The organism is Nonomuraea cavernae (assembly GCF_040655715.1).
GTDB lineage: Bacteria > Actinomycetota > Actinomycetes > Streptosporangiales > Streptosporangiaceae > Nonomuraea > Nonomuraea cavernae_A.
This window is the reverse complement of record NZ_JBFAKL010000024.1, coordinates 1-17,954: the sequence shown is the minus strand read 5'-3', so window position 1 is coordinate 17,954 and position 17,954 is coordinate 1. Positions and strand designations below refer to the sequence as shown.

The 17,954-nt window shown below is 72.9% G+C and carries 16 protein-coding genes; 6 read left to right on the top strand and 10 right to left on the bottom strand.

All coding sequences use genetic code 11. The features are described from left to right. Window positions 1-24: 24 nt before the first annotated feature. Window positions 25-741, top strand: coding sequence for a PaaX family transcriptional regulator C-terminal domain-containing protein (locus tag AB0I38_RS29435; protein WP_358484201.1), 717 nt, complete (start codon window positions 25-27; stop codon window positions 739-741). A gap of 3 nt (window positions 742-744) precedes the next feature. Here the strand turns inward: AB0I38_RS29435 and AB0I38_RS29430 are convergent, their stop codons facing one another. From AB0I38_RS29430 to AB0I38_RS29420, 3 genes are all read right to left on the bottom strand, one after another. Then, window positions 745-1,764, bottom strand: coding sequence for a hypothetical protein (locus AB0I38_RS29430; protein ID WP_358484186.1), 1,020 nt, complete (start codon window positions 1,762-1,764; stop codon window positions 745-747). Window positions 1,765-1,840: 76 nt separating this feature from the next. Beyond that, the gene (locus AB0I38_RS29425; RefSeq protein WP_358484176.1) at window positions 1,841-3,250 is read right to left on the bottom strand and encodes a glutamate--cysteine ligase; all 1,410 of its coding nucleotides are present in this window, start codon (window positions 3,248-3,250) and stop codon (window positions 1,841-1,843) included. Window positions 3,251-3,286: 36 nt separating this feature from the next. Next, window positions 3,287-3,994 (bottom strand): SDR family oxidoreductase, encoded by a 708-nt coding sequence (locus AB0I38_RS29420; protein ID WP_358484167.1) that lies wholly within the window; start codon window positions 3,992-3,994, stop codon window positions 3,287-3,289. Between the two features lie 102 nt (window positions 3,995-4,096). Between AB0I38_RS29420 and AB0I38_RS29415 the strand changes: the two genes are divergently transcribed. Both AB0I38_RS29415 and AB0I38_RS29410 read left to right on the top strand, forming a co-directional pair. Continuing rightward, window positions 4,097-4,927: a helix-turn-helix transcriptional regulator gene (locus AB0I38_RS29415; protein ID WP_358484155.1), complete on the top strand. Its 831-nt coding sequence runs from the start codon at window positions 4,097-4,099 to the stop codon at window positions 4,925-4,927. A 1-nt stretch (window position 4,928) separates the two neighbouring features. Continuing rightward, window positions 4,929-5,966 (top strand): zinc-dependent alcohol dehydrogenase family protein, encoded by a 1,038-nt coding sequence (locus AB0I38_RS29410; protein WP_358484147.1) that lies wholly within the window; start codon window positions 4,929-4,931, stop codon window positions 5,964-5,966. Between the two features lie 20 nt (window positions 5,967-5,986). Here the strand turns inward: AB0I38_RS29410 and AB0I38_RS29405 are convergent, their stop codons facing one another. Beyond that, window positions 5,987-6,475 (bottom strand): carboxymuconolactone decarboxylase family protein, encoded by a 489-nt coding sequence (locus tag AB0I38_RS29405; protein WP_358484138.1) that lies wholly within the window; start codon window positions 6,473-6,475, stop codon window positions 5,987-5,989. Between the two features lie 19 nt (window positions 6,476-6,494). Here AB0I38_RS29405 and AB0I38_RS29400 point away from each other — a divergent pair, with 19 nt between their 5' ends. Together AB0I38_RS29400 and AB0I38_RS29395 are read left to right on the top strand one after the other, a co-directional pair. Continuing rightward, window positions 6,495-7,256, top strand: coding sequence for an SDR family NAD(P)-dependent oxidoreductase (locus tag AB0I38_RS29400; RefSeq protein ID WP_358484123.1), 762 nt, complete (start codon window positions 6,495-6,497; stop codon window positions 7,254-7,256). A 46-nt stretch (window positions 7,257-7,302) separates the two neighbouring features. Then, on the top strand, window positions 7,303-7,908 hold the full coding sequence (locus tag AB0I38_RS29395; protein ID WP_358484097.1) for a response regulator transcription factor: 606 nt from the start codon (window positions 7,303-7,305) through the stop codon (window positions 7,906-7,908). A gap of 71 nt (window positions 7,909-7,979) precedes the next feature. Here the strand turns inward: AB0I38_RS29395 and AB0I38_RS29390 are convergent, their stop codons facing one another. The 6 genes from AB0I38_RS29390 to AB0I38_RS29365 all read right to left on the bottom strand — a co-directional run bounded on the left by AB0I38_RS29390 (window position 7,980) and on the right by AB0I38_RS29365 (window position 17,504). Beyond that, entirely contained in the window at window positions 7,980-9,959 is a 1,980-nt protein-coding gene (locus tag AB0I38_RS29390) for a prolyl oligopeptidase family serine peptidase (protein ID WP_358484084.1), read from the bottom strand. Beyond that, window positions 9,956-11,713: an ABC transporter ATP-binding protein gene (locus tag AB0I38_RS29385; protein ID WP_358484075.1), complete on the bottom strand. Its 1,758-nt coding sequence runs from the start codon at window positions 11,711-11,713 to the stop codon at window positions 9,956-9,958. The genes AB0I38_RS29390 and AB0I38_RS29385 overlap by 4 nt, the downstream gene beginning before the upstream one ends. Further along, a complete protein-coding gene (locus AB0I38_RS29380; RefSeq protein WP_358484064.1) occupies window positions 11,713-13,494 on the bottom strand; it encodes an ABC transporter ATP-binding protein in 1,782 nt (593 codons plus the stop codon). The genes AB0I38_RS29385 and AB0I38_RS29380 overlap by 1 nt, the downstream gene beginning before the upstream one ends. Window positions 13,495-13,569: 75 nt before the next feature. Beyond that, a complete protein-coding gene (locus AB0I38_RS29375; protein WP_189127049.1) occupies window positions 13,570-13,701 on the bottom strand; it encodes a SapB/AmfS family lanthipeptide in 132 nt (43 codons plus the stop codon). A gap of 4 nt (window positions 13,702-13,705) precedes the next feature. Then, window positions 13,706-16,282 carry a class III lanthionine synthetase LanKC gene (gene lanKC / locus AB0I38_RS29370; RefSeq protein ID WP_358484038.1) on the bottom strand — a complete coding sequence of 859 codons (2,577 nt, stop codon included), beginning with the start codon at window positions 16,280-16,282 and terminating at the stop codon, window positions 13,706-13,708. 139 nt (window positions 16,283-16,421) lie between these two features. Further along, window positions 16,422-17,504, bottom strand: coding sequence for a sensor histidine kinase (locus tag AB0I38_RS29365; protein ID WP_358485245.1), 1,083 nt, complete (start codon window positions 17,502-17,504; stop codon window positions 16,422-16,424). A 222-nt stretch (window positions 17,505-17,726) separates the two neighbouring features. Between AB0I38_RS29365 and AB0I38_RS29360 the strand changes: the two genes are divergently transcribed. Next, the gene (locus AB0I38_RS29360) at window positions 17,727-17,897 is read left to right on the top strand and encodes a hypothetical protein (protein ID WP_358484027.1); all 171 of its coding nucleotides are present in this window, start codon (window positions 17,727-17,729) and stop codon (window positions 17,895-17,897) included. Window positions 17,898-17,954 lie beyond the last annotated feature (57 nt).

The following is a 17,954-nucleotide window of genomic DNA, read 5'->3' as shown; positions in this document are numbered from 1 at the left end:
AGTGTTACATATACTCGACACGCGATGGAAGAGCGTAATGGCCTGAGTGCCCGGTCGGCCGTGCTGAGCGCGCTGCTGGGCAGCCACCCGCCGGAGCTGGCCGCCCGGCATCTGGTGCGCATCGGCGCGCTGTTCGGCATCGCCGAGGGCACGGTGCGGGTGGCGCTGTCGCGGATGGTGGCCGCGGGCGACCTCGTCCAGCACGACGGCCGCTACCGCCTGTCGGAGCGCCTGGTCGAGCGCCAGGCCCGGCAGGACGAGAGCCGCGACCCGCATCCGAAGCCGTGGGACGGCACGTGGGAGATCGCCGTCGTCACGGCCGAGCGGCGGGCGCCCGCCGACCGGGCCGCCTTCCGGCACACGATGAGGGCACTGCGCCTGGCCGAGCTGCGCGAGGGCACCTGGATGCGTCCGGCCAACCTGCTGCGCACCTGGCCCGAGACCATGACCGCGCAGTGCACGCTGATCGACGGCCGCCCGCACGGCGATCCCACTCCCCTGTTGTGGGATCTCGACGGCTGGGCGGCCGAAGCGCACCGGCTGCGGCGGGCGCTGGACCGCGCTGACGGGCTGGCCGAGGGTTTCCTGGTGTCGGCCGCCGTGCTGCGCCACCTGCTCGCCGATCCGCTGCTGCCCGGCGAGCTGCTGCCCGACGGCTGGCCGGGCGGTGGGCTAAGGGCCCGCTACGACGACTTCGACCGCCGCTACCGGGAGCTGCTCAACCGGCATCTCCGGGACTGACCCTCACAGGTCGACACCGAAGATCACCCGCTTGTTCCGGAACTCGGTGACGCTCCACACCTTGCCACCCCGCACGGTCAGGTCCTCCGGCCCGATCGGGAACTGGCGGGTGAGGAGCTTGCCCGCCCGGTAGACCTGCAGCCTGCCGTTGGTGGCGGCGTCCACCGCCTGGCTCAGGTACCACCTGTCACGGTTCGAGACCGCGCCCTGGATCTTCGGGTGGCCCATGACGTAGGCGTCCCTGGGCGTGCCACTGTCCAGGGGCAGGTCCCACCTGGCGACGCGGCCGTCGGGGCCGGCCTCGGCGTACTCGCCGGAGACGAGCGCGTGCGGTTTCGCAGCGCGGTCGATCGACACGAACGAGAAGCGCGGTCCCTCCTGGGTGACGCGCCAGAAGTCGGTCTGCGGGATCACGTAGCGGTAGCCGAAGGCGTGGAACTTCCCGTTGGCGCGGCCGATCCGCTGGGAGTCGCCCAGGTCGTTCTGGACCGTGCGCAGGTCGAGCAGGTTCCGCACGTCGAACACCCGCAGCCCGCGTTTGGTGTCGGCCACGTAGAGCAGGTCGCCGTACCAGGCGATGCCCCCCGCGTGGATGTCGATCGCCCGGTACGACCCGTCCGGCCTGGCCTCGACCAGCAGCGCGTGCTGGTACTTGAGGGTGCTCGGGCTCAGGAACGTCACCCTGATCCCGCGCTCCGGCACCGGGGGCTGCGGCTTGAAGTACCAGCTGACCAGGAACACCGGCACCTTCACGGCCCCTGAGTCCTCGCCGCACGTGAGCCCCTGCGGATACCAGTCGGCGGTGCCCTGGTCGGCGCTGTCGAAGGCGTACCAGACGTCCGGCCTGGGCTGCATCTTGCCCAGCGCCGCCGCGGCCCCCTTGCGCACCGCGGTCCGGTTGCCCCGCGCCAGCACCGTCTCGACCGTGACCCGGCCGAGCTCCTTGGCCAGCTTGGCCGCGCCCTCGGCCAGGGTGCCGGTATCCCGCCGTAACGCGAAGGGGGCGCTGTCGATCGGAACCATCCCCGTAGCCGCCATACATTCCTCGCTTTTCCGTCTCTTTGACAGTGTGACGGGCGAAGAGCGGCCAATGTTGTAACTAACGCCACAGATGTACCGGAACGCCGGTCAGCGCGTTCTCCCGGTACTCGCGGACGAGGCGGTTCCGGTCGCCGTTCAGGCGGGCCAGCGCCTCCCGCTGCCAGACCGCCCCGGTACGGCGCAGCCGGGTCCGCTCCTCGATCACGCCGAGCGCGTTGTCCACCTCGTCCGGCACCACGCCGGCCGCCAGCAGCGCGGCCCGCGCCTCCGGCAGCAGCCTCAGCACCAGGTCGGGGGCCTCGAACTCGCCGTCCAGGCCGGGCCAGGAGAGTTTGGCGTCCAGTCCGTGCATGGCCGCGCGATAGAAGTTCTGGTACGTCTCGGCGAACCGGTAGCCGGTCAGGTCACGCTCGGCCTGCGCCAGGGTCAGCCCGAGCAGGAACGCCGTGTTGGCCGTCATGTCGGCGCAGGAAGGTCCGGCGGGCAGGGCGCGCATCTCGACCCGCAGGTGACCGCCGTCGGCCGGGTCGTAGACGGGACGGTTCCACTGCCACACCGTGCCCTGGTGCAACCTCAGCTCGGGCACGTCCAGCGGGCCGGCGTCGTCCGTCAGGTCGGGCAGGATGGGGTCGTAGTCGCGGACGTACCTCTCGAACAACTCGTAGGCGCCCTCGCGCACCCAGTCGGAGCCGAACGTCACCCGCCCGTCCTTGCGGTAGCGCCGCTCGACGTCGCGGTCGTCGGCCGCCTCCTCCATCAGCGCGATCCGCGTCTCCTCCCACAGCTGCCTGCCGAGGAAGTACGGCGAGTTGCCGCAGACGGCCAGCACCGGCCCGGTGGCGAGCTGCGCGGCGTTGAACAACCGGGCGAACCGGTCGGGCGGAGTGCGGATGTGCACCTGCCAGGAGGTGTTGGCCGCCTCCAGGATGACGTCCTCGACCGACAGCTCCAGATCCTCGATCTTGACCAGGAACGGTTCGAGCCGCAGCCGCCTGACGCCCCTGCTCATCGCCCGGTATCGGTTCTGGTCGCTGATCGCCTCCCTGGTGAAGTCCTCGGAGTCGAGCGTCGGCAGGATGCCGATGGGCAGCGCGCCGCCCTGGTCCTCCAGCCGCCCGACCGCGGCGTCGACCTTGGTCACCGTCTCCTGGATCTCCGCGCCGAGCCGCTCGAACGGCCGCCCGGCCAGCGGCACCGGGGTCAGGTTGACCTCCAGGTTGAACCGGCCCAGCTCCAGCACCACGCGGGGGTCGTCGAGCGACTCGCGCACCTCCTCGTTGCGGGGCAGCGGCCGTCCCTTGCCGTCCACCAGGAACAGCTCCAGCTCCGCCCCGATCGTCGTGGGCCCCTCGCCGAACCCGGGTTGGTCCAGCAACTCGCGCAGCGCGCCCAACTGCTCGTCGAGCCGCTCGCCGAAGCGGGCATATTCCGTCTCAGAGAAGCGTTCCTTGTCCAAATCTCGTCCCATGCCCCCCTTACTGTCCGGTGAAGGGGGCTCCACACCTCACCAGCGCACGGGCCCCTCGTCCTGCAGGAACGCGCCGGTCGGGCCGTCGGCCCCGAGTGTGGCGAGCCGCACCGCGATCGCCGCGCCCTGCGCGGGGGTGCGGTAGCCGGTGTGGGCGTTCATGTCGCTGGAGCAGTAGCCGGGATCGGCGGCGTTGACCTTGATCGGGGTGTCCCGCAACTCGTTGGCGTAGACCACGGTGACCATGTTCAGCGCGGTCTTGGAGGAGTTGTAGGCCAGGTAGTCCTGCCCGTAGAACTGGCTGTCCGGATCGAGCGAGTCGGCCAGCGACCCGAGCGCGCTCGACATGTTGACGATCCGGGCCGCCGACGCCCGGCGCAACAGCGGCAGCAGCACGTCGGTCACGGTCACCACGCCGAACACGTTGGTCTCGTACACCTCCCTCAACGCGTCCGCGCGGCCGACGCCGGCGGGGACGTCCATCGGGCCCATGATCCCGGCGTTGTTCACCAGGATGTCGAGCGCGCCGTACTCCTGCTCGATCCACTTCGCGGCGGCCCGCACGCTCGTCTCGTCGGTCACGTCCAGGCGTACGTACGGCTGGCCTAGGCGCTCGGCGGCGGCCCGCCCGCGCTCCTCGTCGCGCGCTCCCACGATGGCGGTGACGCCGCGCTCGCCGAGCAGGCGCGCGATCTCGAAGCCGATTCCCTTGTTGGCGCCCGTGATGAGGGCTGTCGTCGTCATGGCCCCCACCTTCGCGCCGTACGCGGCGACGCGGGAGAGACCTGCCGAGGCTGGGACCGGCGGTACCACCCACGCGTCCGTCCCGTTGCCCAGGATGGAGGGATGAACCGCGACGAACTCGCCGAATTCCTGCGTTCCCGGCGCCACCGGATCACGCCGAGGCAGGTCGGCCTGCCCACGGGAGAGCGTCGGCGCACCCCTGGTCTGCGCAGGCAGGAGGTCGCCCAGCTCGCCGGCATGTCGGTCGACTACTACATCCGGCTGGAGCAGGGCAGGGGTCCGCACCCGTCCAGGCAGGTGCTCAACGCGCTGGCCAGGGCGCTCATGCTCTACCAGAACGAGCGCACCCATCTGTTCAAGTTGGCCGGCCAGGCCACCGACCCGTCCGCGCGCCGGGGCGACGTGCCCGCGAGCATCCTGCACCTGATCTCCTTCCTGGAGGAGGTCCCGGCCTACGTGCTCGACGCCAAGTACGACGTCCTGGCCTGGAACCCGCTGGCCGGCGCCCTCCTGGGCGACCTGGAGAGCCGGTCACCCGACGACCGCAACGTCATCCGCTGGGTCTTCGCCGCTCCCGACATCGCCGAGATCCTCGACGACATCGAGAAGGGGGCCTTCGCCCGCGCCTCGGTGGCCGACCTGCGGGTGGCGGCGGGCTGCTACCCCGACGACCCCGGGATCCAGGGGCTGGTCGCTGAGATGCTCGCGCTCAGCCCCGAGTTCGCCGCCGTGTGGGCACGGCACGAGGTGTGCGTCCGCAGGCAGCAGCGCAAGCGCGTCGAACACCCCGTGGTCGGGCCCATCGACACGATCTGCCAGGTGCTGCCGGTGCCCGACCGCGACGACCTGCGCCTCGTCCTCTACACCACCGAGCCGGGCTCGGCCTCCCACCAGGCCTTGCGCGACCTGCGGCGACAGACTCTAAGCTCGTGAGATGCGAGCTGTTGCCTTTGACCTCTTCGGTGGGGAGCTCGACCTGCGTGAGCTGCCCGACCCGTCCCCCTCGCCGCACGGGGCGGTGATCCGGGTCGAGGCGACCGGCCTGTGCCGCAGCGACTGGCACGGCTGGCAGGGGCACGACCCCGCCATCCGGGTCCTGCCGCACGTTCCCGGCCACGAGCTGGCGGGTGTCGTGGAGGCGGTCGGCTCCGGCGTGCGCGGCTGGCTGCCCGGCGCCCGGGTGACCGTGCCGTTCGTGTGCGCCTGCGGCTCCTGCGCGACGTGCGCGGCCGGCGAGCAGCAGGTGTGCGAACGCCAGACGCAGCCCGGTTTCACCCACTGGGGCTCCTACGCCGAGTTGGTGGCCATCGACCGCGCCGACGTCAACCTCATCCCGGTGCCCGAGGAGATGTCCTACGTCACCGCGGCGAGCCTGGGCTGCCGCTTCGCCACCGCCTTCCGCGCCGTGGCGCAGGTCGGCGAGGTGCGGCCGGGCGAGTGGGTGGCCGTGCACGGCTGCGGCGGGGTCGGCCTGTCCGCCGTCATGATCGCCTCGGCGGCCGGGGCGCGGGTGGTGGCCGTCGACATCAGCAGCGACGCGCTCCACCTGGCCGAGCAGGCGGGCGCCACCCACTTCGTCGACGGCTCGGCCGGTGACGCGGGCGCCCAGGTGCGAGAGCTGACCAGGGGCGGGGCGCACGTGTCGATCGACGCGCTGGGCAGCCCGCGCACCTGCGCGGCCTCCGTCGAGAGCCTGCGCCGCCGGGGCCGGCACGTCCAGGTGGGCCTGCTGCCGGACGACACGACGCCGATCCCGATGAGCCGGGTGATCGGCCAGGAGCTGCGGCTGCTCGGCAGCCACGGGATGGCCGCGCACGCCTACCCGCCGATGCTGGAGATGATCAGGGCCGGGCTGCTCCACCCCGACGAGCTGATCACCCGGACGATCGGGCTGGCCGACGCGGGCAAGGCGCTGGCCTCGATCGGCTCGGTGCCGGGAGTGACGATGATCATCCCCGGCTCCCCGCTCTGAGCTGGTCGAGCCTGGCCCCCTCAGTCCTCGATCCGCACCCTGAGCGTGTTGAGCACGACGGCCAGCATGTCGTAGTGGGCCACCAGCATCACCAGCTCGATCCGGCCGGGTTCGTCATAGCGCTCGCACAGGGCCGCCCAGGTGGCGTCTGAGAGGTCTCCGCCGGCGTGCAGTTCGTCGGCTACCCGCAGGACCAGGGCGTCCGCCGGGTCCCAGGTCGCGCCGGCCTGCCGTACGGACTCGATCTCCTGGTCGGACAGGCCCGCGTCGCGGGCGATCCGGACGTGCTGGGCCCACTCGTAGTCGCTGCCCCGGTGGTGGGCGGTGCGCAGGATGGCCAGCTCGCGGTCGCGGGCGGGCAGCGTGCCGTACAGGAGGGCGCCGCCGAAACGGAGCCAGGCCCGGTAGAGCGTGGGGTGGCGGGCCAGCGTGGTGAAGACGTTGAGGGGGTTGGCCTTCTGGAAGTCGTCCCACTGCTCCGGCGGCAGGGGCTGCACACGCGGTTCCATGGTCGTTAGCATCCCCCATATGAGCGGTCGCTTGGTAGGGAGACGGGTGCTGGTCGTCGGCGCGGGCACCAGGCCCTCCGACGAGCCGGACCCTCCGGTGGGCAACGGGCGGGCCATCGCGGTGACCGCGGCCCGCGAGGGCGCGGAGGTCGTCTGCGCCGACGTGGACGAGCCCGCGGCGGCCGAGACCGCGGGCTGGATCAGGCGCGAGGGCGGTGCGGCCTCCGTGCTCACCGTGGACCTGGCCGATCCCGCGCAGTGCGAGGCGCTGCCGGCCCGAGCCGAGCGGATCGATGGGATCGTGCTCAACGCGGGCATCGGCGCCGGGTTCACGCTGGCCGGGACGAGCGCCGAGGAGTGGGACCAGGTCTTCGCGGTCAACCTGCGCGCCCACTTCCTGGTCTGCAAGGCCGCGCTGCCGCTGCTCGGGCCGGGCTCCTCGATCGTCCTCATCGGCTCGGTGGCGGGGCTGCGGCCGGGCAGCCTGATCCCGTCGTACGAGGCGTCCAAGGCCGGGCTCGTCGGGCTGGCCAGGAACGTCGCGCTGGAGGGCGCGGGGCGGGGCGTGCGGGTCAACCTGGTGGCGCCGGGGCTGGTCGACACGCCGCTCGGGCGGGAGGCGAGCCGGCACTGGGAGCACCGCAAGCGGGTGCGGGTGCCGATGGGCCGCCAAGGCACAGCCTGGGAAATCGCCAACGTCGTGATATTCCTGCTTTCTGGGCATGCTTCCTATGTGACGGGGCAGATTCTGGCCGTGGACGGCGGCCTCACACTGCTGTGAAGCCTCAGGACCACGAAGGATTTGCTGGCTGACCACAAGGACAACCGTGATCCGAACTCTGCTCGCTGAGGACATGCATCTGGTGCGCGGGGCGATCGTGGCTTTGCTGGCGTACGAGGAGGACATCGAGGTCGTCGCCGAGGTGGAACGCGGTGATCGCATCGTCGCCACCGCCTGTGCCGTCCAGGCGGACGTCGCGGTGATCGACGTCGGGTTACCCGGCAAGGACGGCCTGGTGGCCGCGGGCGAGCTGCACGAGAAGCTGCCTGCCTGCGGGGTCCTGATCCTCACCGGCGTCGGCACGCCAGGGCTGCTGCGGCGGGCGCTCGACGCGCACGTGCGGGGGTTCATGGCCAAGGACGCGCAGCCCAGCCAACTGGCGGACGCCATCCGCAGGGTCGCCTGCGGAGAACGGGTCATCGACTCGGAGATCGCCATCGCCGCGATGACCCCGCCCGACGCGCCCCTGACGGCGCGCGAGCTGGACGTGATCGGCGCCGCCGCCGAGGGGGCGTCCGTGTCGGAGATCGCCGCCTCGCTGTTCCTGTCCAAGGGAACGGTCCGAAACTACCTGCATCGCACTACGGCCAAGCTCGGCGCGCGCAGCCGCATCGACGCGATCCGCATCGCCCGCGAGTCGGGCTGGATCTGAACCGCCCGGCCCCGGCCGGCCGTTCCGGGCCGTCCCCGGTCAACCCGAACCGGTGGGTCAGGCCGGTGCGGTCAGGCCGGTGCGGTCAGGCCGGTGCGGTCGGCCACGAAGGCCAGGATGTCGGCGGCGAGCGTGATGGAACGGCTGGCCGCGCGGGCGCCGTGGCCGACGTCGGGCTCGTGCCGCAGCAGGATCGGCCGGTCCCCCGACGTGGCCCGCTGCAGGGCGGCGCACATCTTGCGGGCGTGCATCGGATCGACCCGGGAGTCCGCTCCCGAGACGGTGAACAGCGTCGCCGGGTAGTCCACTCCGTCGCGGACGTGGTGATAGGGCGAGTAGCCGAGCAGCCACGGCAACTGCTCAGGGTCGCCGGCGGAGCCGTACTCGGCCGTCCAGGAGGCGCCCAGGCCGGACAGTTCGTAACGGACCATGTCGAGCAGCCCCGCCGAGCAGACGACGGCGGCGAACAGGGCGGGCCGCTGGGTCATGGCCGCGCCCACGAGCAGACCGCCGTTGGACTCGCCCCAGACGGCCAGCCGGTCGGGCGTCGTCCACCCGTCCGCGACGAGTCTCTCGGCGGCGGCGATGAAGTCGTCGAAGACGTTCTGCTTGCGGTCCAGCATGCCGTCGCGGTGCCAGGCCTCTCCTTCCTCGCCGCCGCCGCGCAGGCCGGCGATCGCCAGCACGCCGCCGGCCTCCACCCAGGCGCGGGAGTCGGCGGCGTACCCGGGCGTCAGCGGCACGCCGAACCCGCCGTAACCGGTCAGGATCGCCGGACGGGGTCCCTCCCGCCCGGGAAGCGCGGAGACGACCATGCGCACGAGCGTGCCGTCGGCGGAGCGGTACTCCACGTGACGGCTCTCCACCTCCGGCAGCGGCACGTTGCCGGGCGGCGCGGCCCACCTGACGGCCCGCTCCCCGCGCGCGTCGTAATGCCACACCTCGGCGGGGGTGACGGCGTCGGTGTAACCGAACCACGCCTCGTGGCCGCCGCCCGGCCGGGACGTCAGCGAGGTGACGGTCCCGCTGCCTGGCAGGGGTACGGTGGCCAGCCGGGTCCCGCTGATGGCGTCGTGGACGCCGATCTCGCCGACGGCGTGGCGGGTCCGGGAGACCAGGAGCCGGTCTCCGTCGAGGACGGTGAAGGCGCCGAGCACCGCCTCGGGATCCTCGGGGATCAGCTCCTTCCAGGCCTCGGGGGCCGCCGGGTCGGCCACGCACAGCCTGCGCCGGGGCGCCCCGTGGTCGGTCAGCAGGTAGACGCGCCCGTCGTGGCCGACGGCCGCCGCCGTGTTGGCCTCCAGCCCCTCCTGTACGACGCGCAGCTCGGGCCGCCGCGCGGAGCAGGTGGACAGGTCGGCCAGCCAGACGTCGTTCCCGGTCCGGGTGCCCGCGGAGATCGTCAGCCAGCGACCGCCCTCGTCGATCAGCAGCCCGTACGGCACCGCGCCGCGGCTGAAGACCCGCACGTCGTCCGGCTCCCCGAGGCGGTGCAGGTAGACCCCCTGACGGAAGCGGACGTAGAGGAACCCCTCCTCGCCGGGCAGCCAGGCGACCGGGGAGTAGCGGCAGCCGCCCACCGGGCCGTCGACCACCTGGCCGGTGCCGAGGTCCATGACGTACAGGTCGGCCCGCTCGTCGCCGCGCCTGGACAGCTGGTAGGCGAGCCGCCGGCCGTCCAGGTCGGGCTGCCAGTCGTCGAGCGTGGTCAGGCCGCTGGGATCCAGCCGCATGGGATCGAGGATCACCTCGTCGTCGAGGCAGAGCACCGGATGCTCCTGACCGGCGGACTGGGACAGGTGGAAGCGGCGCTCACCCCGCCACACCGGAGGGGTGACCAGCCCCGTGGCGGCCAGTTCGGTCAGGCGGGCGGCGAACCGCTCGCGCAGCGGGAGCCCGGCGGTCTGGTCGCGCCACAGCCGGTCCTGGGCGGCCTGCCAGTCCCGGGTCTCGGGATCGTGCGGGTCCTCCAGCCAGCGGTAGGGGTCGGGCACGCGGTGGCCGTGCAGGTTCTCGACGAAGGGCAGTCGCCTTGCCGCTGGATATCTCATGACACGGGCTCCGGTTGCCAGTGGCCGACCAGGTCGGCGTACAGGGATGAGGTGCGTACGAGCTCGTCGTGGGTGCCGGTCTGGACCCGGCCGCCGTCCATGAGCAGGACGCGGCCGGCCCGCCGGGCCGAGGTGATCCGGTGGGCGACGACGACGAGCGTGCCGCCGCGGCCGGCGAAGGCGTGCTCGACCCGTGCCTCGGCGGCGGGATCGAGGTGGCAGGTGGCCTCGTCCAGGATGGCCAGGCGGGCGGGTGACAGGTAGGCGCGCACCAGCGCGATGAGCTGCCGCTGTCCCGCCGACAGCGCGCCCGGGTCGAGACGGGCGTCGTATCCGCCCACGGCCGCCACCAGCTCGGCCGCTCCCAGGGCGTGGACCGCCGCCTCGAACTCGGCCGGCCCAGGCCCCGCCCCGTCCGGCCACTCCAAGCCCTCCATACGGCCGTCCGGTGGGTCACCGCCCTCCAGCGGGCCGTCCGGCGAGGTACGGAGGTAGGCGAGGTTCTCGCGCAGAGTGCCGCGGAAGACGTACGCCTCCTGGGGGATGAGCACCCTGGCGGCGTGCTCGGCCTGGTCCGCGGGGACACCGCCGACCAGCACCTGGCCGGCGTCCGGGCGGAGCAGCCCGCTGATCAGGGCCGCCAGCGTGGACTTCCCGGCCCCGCTCGGCCCGACGACGGCCAGGTGCTCACCTTCGGGAACGCACAGCGAGAGGCCGTCGACGACCGGGGCGGAGTGCGGGCCGTACGCGAACGTGACCTCGCGGAGCCGCACCTCGGCCGACGCGGGCCGGCGGCGGACCGCGCGCGAGGGGGGCGGCGGGGCGGCGGTGATCCGGTCCAGGGTGGCGGCGAGCTGGACACCGCTCACCCCGAGGCCGTGCACCAGCCCGCCGAGGGCCGGGGCCAGCGACTGGGCGACATAGGCCAGCGCGCCGACGACCACCCCGGCGCCCGCGCCGCCGCTCAGCAGCCACGGCGTCCCGGCGAGCACGAGCACCACGGGCAGCCAGCCGCCGACGCCCAGCGCGGCGGTGCGAACGGCGGTCGCCCTGGCCAGGGCCCGCGCGGCGGACGCCTGGCCGTCCACGTGGGCGGCCAGCCGGGCGCCCTGGCGATCCTCCGCGCCGCACGCGACGATGTCGCGCAGCCCGCCGGCCATCGCGGTCATCGCCTCGGCGAGCCGCTCGTCGGCCACCAGGAACGCCCGCTGCCGCCGGGCCAGGAGCGGCAGCGACGCCAGGAACAGGGCCAGCCCGGCCGCGAACGGCGGCAGCACCAGCGCCGCGGCCCCCGGCGCCAGCGTGAGCAGGCCCAGGACCACACTCACCACGGTGAACGCGAAGCCGCGCACCGTGGTGATGACGGCCGCGAAGGCGTCCCTGGCCAGCTCGACCTGGAGGCCGGCGCGGGTGACGGCGGCGCTGTCCTGCCGCGCGCCGGGCGCGGCGGCGGCACGGCGGACGGCCCCGCCGACGACGTGGCCGAGCAGATCATCACGGAACGGCTCCGCCACGGCCGCCACCGCGAGGACGATCTGGCGGGCGGCCACCGCGGCCACCACCCAGGCCGCGCCGAGCGCCGCCAGCCAGGCCAGTCCGATCTCCGGCCGGCCCGCGGCGAAGCCGTCCTCGATGGCCCGGGCGACCGCGAGGCCGATGAGGAAGGCGGGCGCCGCCTCCAGCACCGACCACAGGCAGATCCGGACCAGCTGACGCGGCTCGCGGCGCAGCGCGCGCCACAGCAGTGCCCTCATCACTCCTCCCCCTGGAAGACCGCCCGGTAGGCCGGATCGCGCCACAGCTCGCGGTGCGGTCCCCTGCCGCGTACGGCGCCGTCCTCCAGCCAGACGACCTGGTCGGCACGGGCGGCCGTGGCGAGGCGGTGCGCGACGACCAGCCGGGTACGGCCGCCGGAGCCGTCGGAGAGCGCGCGGCCGACCTCGCGTTCGGTCACGGTGTCGAGGCTGGAGGTCGCGTCGTCGAGGACCAGCAGCCGCTCCCCCTGGGCGAAGGCCCGGGCCAGGCCGAGCCGCTGGCGTTCGCCACCGGACAGCGGCGCGTCCGCCGTCAGGGTGGCGTACCCGTGCGGCAGCCGCCTGACGAACCCGTCGGCCCGCGCCGCCCCCGCCGCCACCGTCACCGCGTCCGGCGCCGGCCCCGCCGTCACCGCGTCCGGCTCCGCGACAGGCCGCACGACCTCGGCGCCGTCGTCTGCCCGCGACACCGCGTCGGAGCCGTCGCCGCTCACGGGAGGCGCGTCGTCCGGGGGTGGGCGGCCGAGGGCGATGGCGTCGGCGATCGTGTCACCGACCAGGACCGGACGTTCGAAGGCGCAGCCGACGGCGCGCCTGAGTTCTGGGCCGGCCAGCTCGGGCAGCGGCACCCCGTCGAGCAGGACCGTGCCGCCGTCGGGGTCGGCCAGCCGGGCCGCGAGCGCCGCGAGCAGCGACTTGCCCGACCCTGACCGCCCGACCACGGCCGTGAGCGAGCCGCCGGGGATGACCAGTCGCGGCACGGTCAGGCCGGCGGCCGTCACGTCGCGGAACTCCAGAGTGCCCGTCCCGGACGGCACTGCCCGGCTTCCGTGGCGAGTGCGGGGCACGGCGAGCACCTCGGCCATCCGCCCGGCCGCGGCCCGCGACCTGGCCAGGCCACCGAGGGGACCGAGCGCGCCGCTCAGGGCGGCGCCGAGCACCGCGTACCTGGCGGCGGCGTACAACTCGCCCACCGTGAGGTCGCCCGCGGCCAGCATGAAGCCGCCCACCGCCAGCACGGCCACCTCCACCAGCGGCACCACGAGCCCGGCGCGCACTCCCGCCGTCGCGTTGGCGCGCCACAGCAGCATGCCGTGCCGCCGCAGCCTGGGCAGCGGCCGCAGGACGCGGCGCGCCTCCCGGTCCTCGGTCCCGGCGGCGGCGATCGTGCGCGCCCCGCCGAGCGCCTCGACGAGGCCGGCGGCCAGCTCGCCCTGCGCCTCCTGGTAGCCGCCCGCGATCGTGGTGGTCGCGCGCAGGAAGGTGTTCAGCACGAGCAGGATGAGGACGATGCCGGCGAGCAGGGTCAGGGTGAGCAAGGGCGCGATGAGGGTCAGTGCCACCAGCGCGCCGGCGGTGGGCACCAGGAGCGCGAGCGCCCCGGTCACCGACTCGGGGGCCCGCCCGACCTCCTCGGCGTTCAGCCCGGCGCGGGTGACGAGCTCGCCCTCGGGGAAGCGGCGGGTGACGGCGGGGCCGGCGCCGAGCACGTGGCGCAGCATCCCGAGGCGCAGCCGGGCGGCGGCGCCGGCTCCGCTCACACCGCCGGCCCACACACCGAGGCTCTCGCAGAGCACCACGCAGGCGACGACCACGGCGCAGCCGGCCAGCCACTCCACGGCCGCGGGGTCGGCGGCGACGAACGCGTCGACGGTCCGGCCCGCCACGTACGGCAGGGCCAGTTCGGCGGCCGCGCCCCCGGCGGCCGTGGCCGCCAGGATCGCGGTCCACGGCCCGTTTCGCCGTACCGCGTGCATGACCAGCCGGTCTCCGGCGAGCACCCCGGGCCTCCTCGCGTCAAGTCCGAAGATCCCCGCGCCGGCCTTCTCGGTCGGCGCGGGGATCGGTCTCACTGATCAGTGGCAGAGCGCGACACTGAGGTTGCTGGGCTTGCCGGAGTGACATCCGAGAACCGTGAGCGTGCTGCCGCCGCTGGCGACGTCGCTGCTCGCCGGGGTCTCGAGCCCCTGCAGGTCGAGAAGGACCATGGTGTTACACCTCCTTCCGGGACTCGTGGGTGACAGGCCGCACCACTGGCGCGGCCTCCAGGAACGGCAGGTGTCCCGGGTTGTCGCCCAGTACCGTGTTCAGGGCGAAGAGGACACCTGCCGAACCAGTCGCGAAATCCATGGACAGCCGCAGCAGCTGGTCGCCCGGAAAGGCCAGGCCACCCCCGTACGGCAGTGCGTGCCAGCGCAGGCCCTTGACGTGCGCCTCCAGCACCTGGGCGGTGTCCGGCTGCGGTGGCACGCCGGCCAGCGCGGCGATGATGCCGGCGCGGCCGGTGAACAGGCCCGGCTGCACGAAGAAGCCGGAGCGGGCCGCCTTGAGCAGGTCCGCGAGCGCGGTGGCGAGCTCCGGATCGTCGCGGTGGGCCAGGTAGCGGGCGAGCACCAGCGCGATGCCGGCCGAGCCCTCGTCCACGTACGGCAACAGCCGCCAGCCCTGGTTCACCTGGAGCGAGCCGTCCTCGGCCGCCCGGCACCTGCGCAGATCCTGCCGGAGCGCGACCTCCGCCAGGTCGAGCAGCGACGGGTCGCCGGTGTGCTCGTAGGCGTGCAGGAACAGCAGGGCGGGGCCGCTGGAGCCGTACATGAGCCCGGCCCGGGGGTTGGCGCCGCCGCTGACCTCGGGCACGTCGTCGGGTCCGCCGAGCCGGGCGGCGCAGATGTCGACGGCGCGCAGGCCGGCCTTCGTCAGCTCGGGTTCGCCGAGGTGCAGCAGGTTCAGCCCGATCCCGGCCAGTCCGGAGTGGAGCGCCGACTCCAGTCCGTCCCACTTCTCGCGCAGGCAGATGTCCACCAGGTCGAGCGCGTCCTCGCGGTATCCGAGCCGGTCGAGGACGTAGGCGATGCCGTGCAGCCCGTCGTACAGTCCGAGGCCCGATCCCTGGAGCGGGCGCAGTGCCCGCTCGCGCAGCCAGCCGTCCCACTCGGGGAAGCGTCCGGCCCCGCTGACCGCCAGCGCGTACAGGACGCCGGCCGCGCCGTGGGCGAGGTTGAGGCCGCCGCCGGGGCGGAACTGCGCCACGTCGCCGGGGAACAGCCGGTCGTCGCGATCGGGTGTCGCGGCGGCCGTGATGGCCCGGCGGAGCGCGTCGCGCAGCGGCGTCCAGGGCGTGGAGCCGGGCATCGGGAGGTCCTGCGCCTCGGCCGGGTCGCGGCCCATGATGGTGGTCGCGGCCGTCCGCGCCATGTCCCGGGTGCCCGGGAACGTCTCCGCGACCAGCTCGCCGAGCTGCGCGACCTTCTCGGGGGACAGTGGCAGCATGATCGTGCACTGCGGCGCGAACAGCCCCAGCCGCAGGCAGGCAAGCGCGTACCTGTCGACGTCGGTCCCCTGCCGGTCGGGTGGCGCCACGAAGGCGGGGTGGGCCAGTGCCGCCCGTTCCCCGTCACCGACCAGGGTGGCGACCTCGTAGTCGATGAGCACCACGCGGCCGCTCTCGGTCAGCAGGATGTTGTCCGGGTGCAGGTCGCCGAAGACGACGCCGCGCTCGTGCAGCGCCTCGATGGCCGTCTCCACCTGGTCCAGGGTGTCGAGCGCCCAGCGGGTGTAGGCGGCCAGGTCGTCGGCGTCGCAGGTCGCGCGGGTGAGCGGGTAGCGGTGCACCAGGCGCCGCTGCAGCGGGGTGCCGTCGACGAACTCCTGAACGAGGAAGTGGTGCTCGCCGACGGTGAAGTGGTCGCGCAGCTCGGGCACCGCGCTCAGACCGGCCAGGCGTTCCAGGATGTCGCGCTCGTGCGCCAGCCGGGTCACCGCGTCCCGGCCGAGGGCGTCGAGGCCGGCGTGCGGCCTCGCCTCCTTCAGCACCACCTGGTCGCCGGTGGGCAGGTGCCGGGCGAGGTAGACGCCGCCGCCGTTGGAGAAGTGCAGCACCGTGTCGATCTGGTACGGCAGGTCGCTCATGGTGACCGCGTTGCGGGCGGCCAGGTGCGGCTTGAGGAACTCCGGCAGCGTCGTCCACGGCGGCACGGAGAAGGTGGAGCCGCGCACGTCGGGGACGAGCCGGCCGGCGCCGTCCTCGACGGCCAGCACGCGCTCGCCGCCCCCGGACAGGCAGTGCCGTTCGGCGAAACCGCCGTACCTGACGAAAAGCGGTCCCTCACCGTAGCGCAGGTCGCTGAGGATGTAGGGGCCCCGGACGTCGCGCAGTAGTTCGTGCAGTTCCTTCAGGACGAGTTCGAGCTGTGCCTCGTCCCTCGGGTAGATCGTGATCAGCTTGCCGCTGGAGGCGCGCGAGGCGGCCTTGGAATTGACCATGACCAGGACCGCCGGGCCGCGCAGGAACTTGAAAGCGATCATGCGGGGAACGCAGTAGTCGTAGACGGCCGCTATCGCCTTCTCGGCGTCGTCGAGCCGGGCCGACACGTGAATCTTCCACCCCTGCGCGGGCATCGGCGGCTGCCCCTGGGGTGCGTAGTAGCACCAGGTGTCGGTGACCTCGGAGGACCAGTCGCCGGGCGCCGGCCTGCGCAGAATGGGAAAGCCGGCGTCGTCGGCCGTGCTGTGCTCAAGCGTGTCGTAGAAATGACGATCCGCGAGGCAGTACAGCTCATACTGGTCCATCACGCGCCTTCCCGATGAGGTCTACACGAGAAGAATGACGGCGCGCTGATATTTCGTCTAGTAACACAGAACAGCATTGCGGCGTGCCGAACACACTGCCCTATGTGCGTTTGTCATAAATGGTTTCGTTAAGTGGTCACTATTGATTTCTCGGAACGTGCACCGTGAATAAGAAACGCTCGCCGCGCAAGGTCGTGGTCTCCAGCCGGCCGCCGAGCACCGCGACCCGTTCGGTCAGGTTGATCAGCCCCTGCCCGCCGTCCTTGGGCCGGCGCCGCTGGAGGACGCCGTCGTTGCTGATCGACAGGCTCACGACCCGGTCCTGTTCGAGCAGCTGGATCACGCACTCGCGGGCGGTGGCGTGCCGCAGCACGTTGGTCACGCCCTCGCGCAGCGCGTGGGTGAGCGCCTCGGCCACCTCCCGCGGCAGGTCGCGGCACGAGACCCGCATCTGGCAGCGGACCCCCACCGACTCCAGCAGGGATCGCGCCGAGCTCAGCTCGGTCTCCAGCGAGGAGCGCTGCTCGCCGTGGGCGACGGCGCGCACGTCGGAGGCCAGGGCGCGCAGCAGCGCCAGCGTCTCGTCCACCTCCTGCTCCGCCTTGTCGTCGCGCTCGTGCACGAGCCGCTGGATCAGCTGGGCCTTCAGCACGAGAACGGTGAGCCGATGGCCCACCAGGTCGTGCAGGTCCCTGGTGAAGCGGCGGCGTTCGAGGGCCACCGCCCGGTGGATCACGTCACTGCGCGTGGCCGACAGCCGGTGGGCCTGCGCGGCCAGGCTGACCAAGGCGAACTCCACCAGGCCGAGCAGCGGGGCGGCGACGGCCCAGCCGGCGTGGGTCAGCGCCTCGGGCGGAGCCGCGAGGAGCACCGGCCCGCAGGCCACGGCCAGGGCCGCCAGGGCGAAGGACCGGACCTGGTGCGCCACCAGCAGCAGGGCCCCGGACAACAGCCCCGACACGGGGATCCAGGCCGCCCCGACGACAGGCAGCGGCAGGTACGTCAGCCCCGCCTGGACGGCGACCAGCCACCACCCGATGCCCTTGCGGGCCAGTATGCGCAGCACGAACTGGGCGTGCACCGCCAGGAGAACGAGCAGGACCGCCGAGCCCTCGAGGACGTACCCCGAATCCGCCAGTCCCCACTGAACCGGCACCGTCAGCGCGGGCATCCCGGCCATCAGGCCGAGCCCGCCCAGCATCAGCGGAGAGGAGGGGACCATGGCCACGGAACGCGATCCACGCGCGAACCAACTACCTGTTTCGTTCACCCGTCCCCCGAAAATGAGTTCATCACCACCGGACGCGTCGCATCGCAAAAAGCGGAACGCCCGTCTCACTCCTCCAATCGACCCGATTGCTCTGCCCATGTAAAGCGCGTTACCGACTTTCGACACGGCCCCGTTACCACAATCTGGAACATTTCAGGACATATAGTTGCCCCTATGGACTACATGCGATTGGGCGCCAGCGGACTGAAAGTTTCTCGCGTCTGCCTCGGGATGATGAGCTACGGCGATCCGGCCGAGCAGGAATGGGCGCTGCCCGAGGAGCGGGCCAAGCCGATCGTCCGCCGGGGTAGGCATTCAGGCCCTGCGCATTCCGATGTTGGATGATCGCGGGGTGTGATCGTCTTCGGGTGTGGGGCGCCGCGGATTGTGGCGGGAATCAGG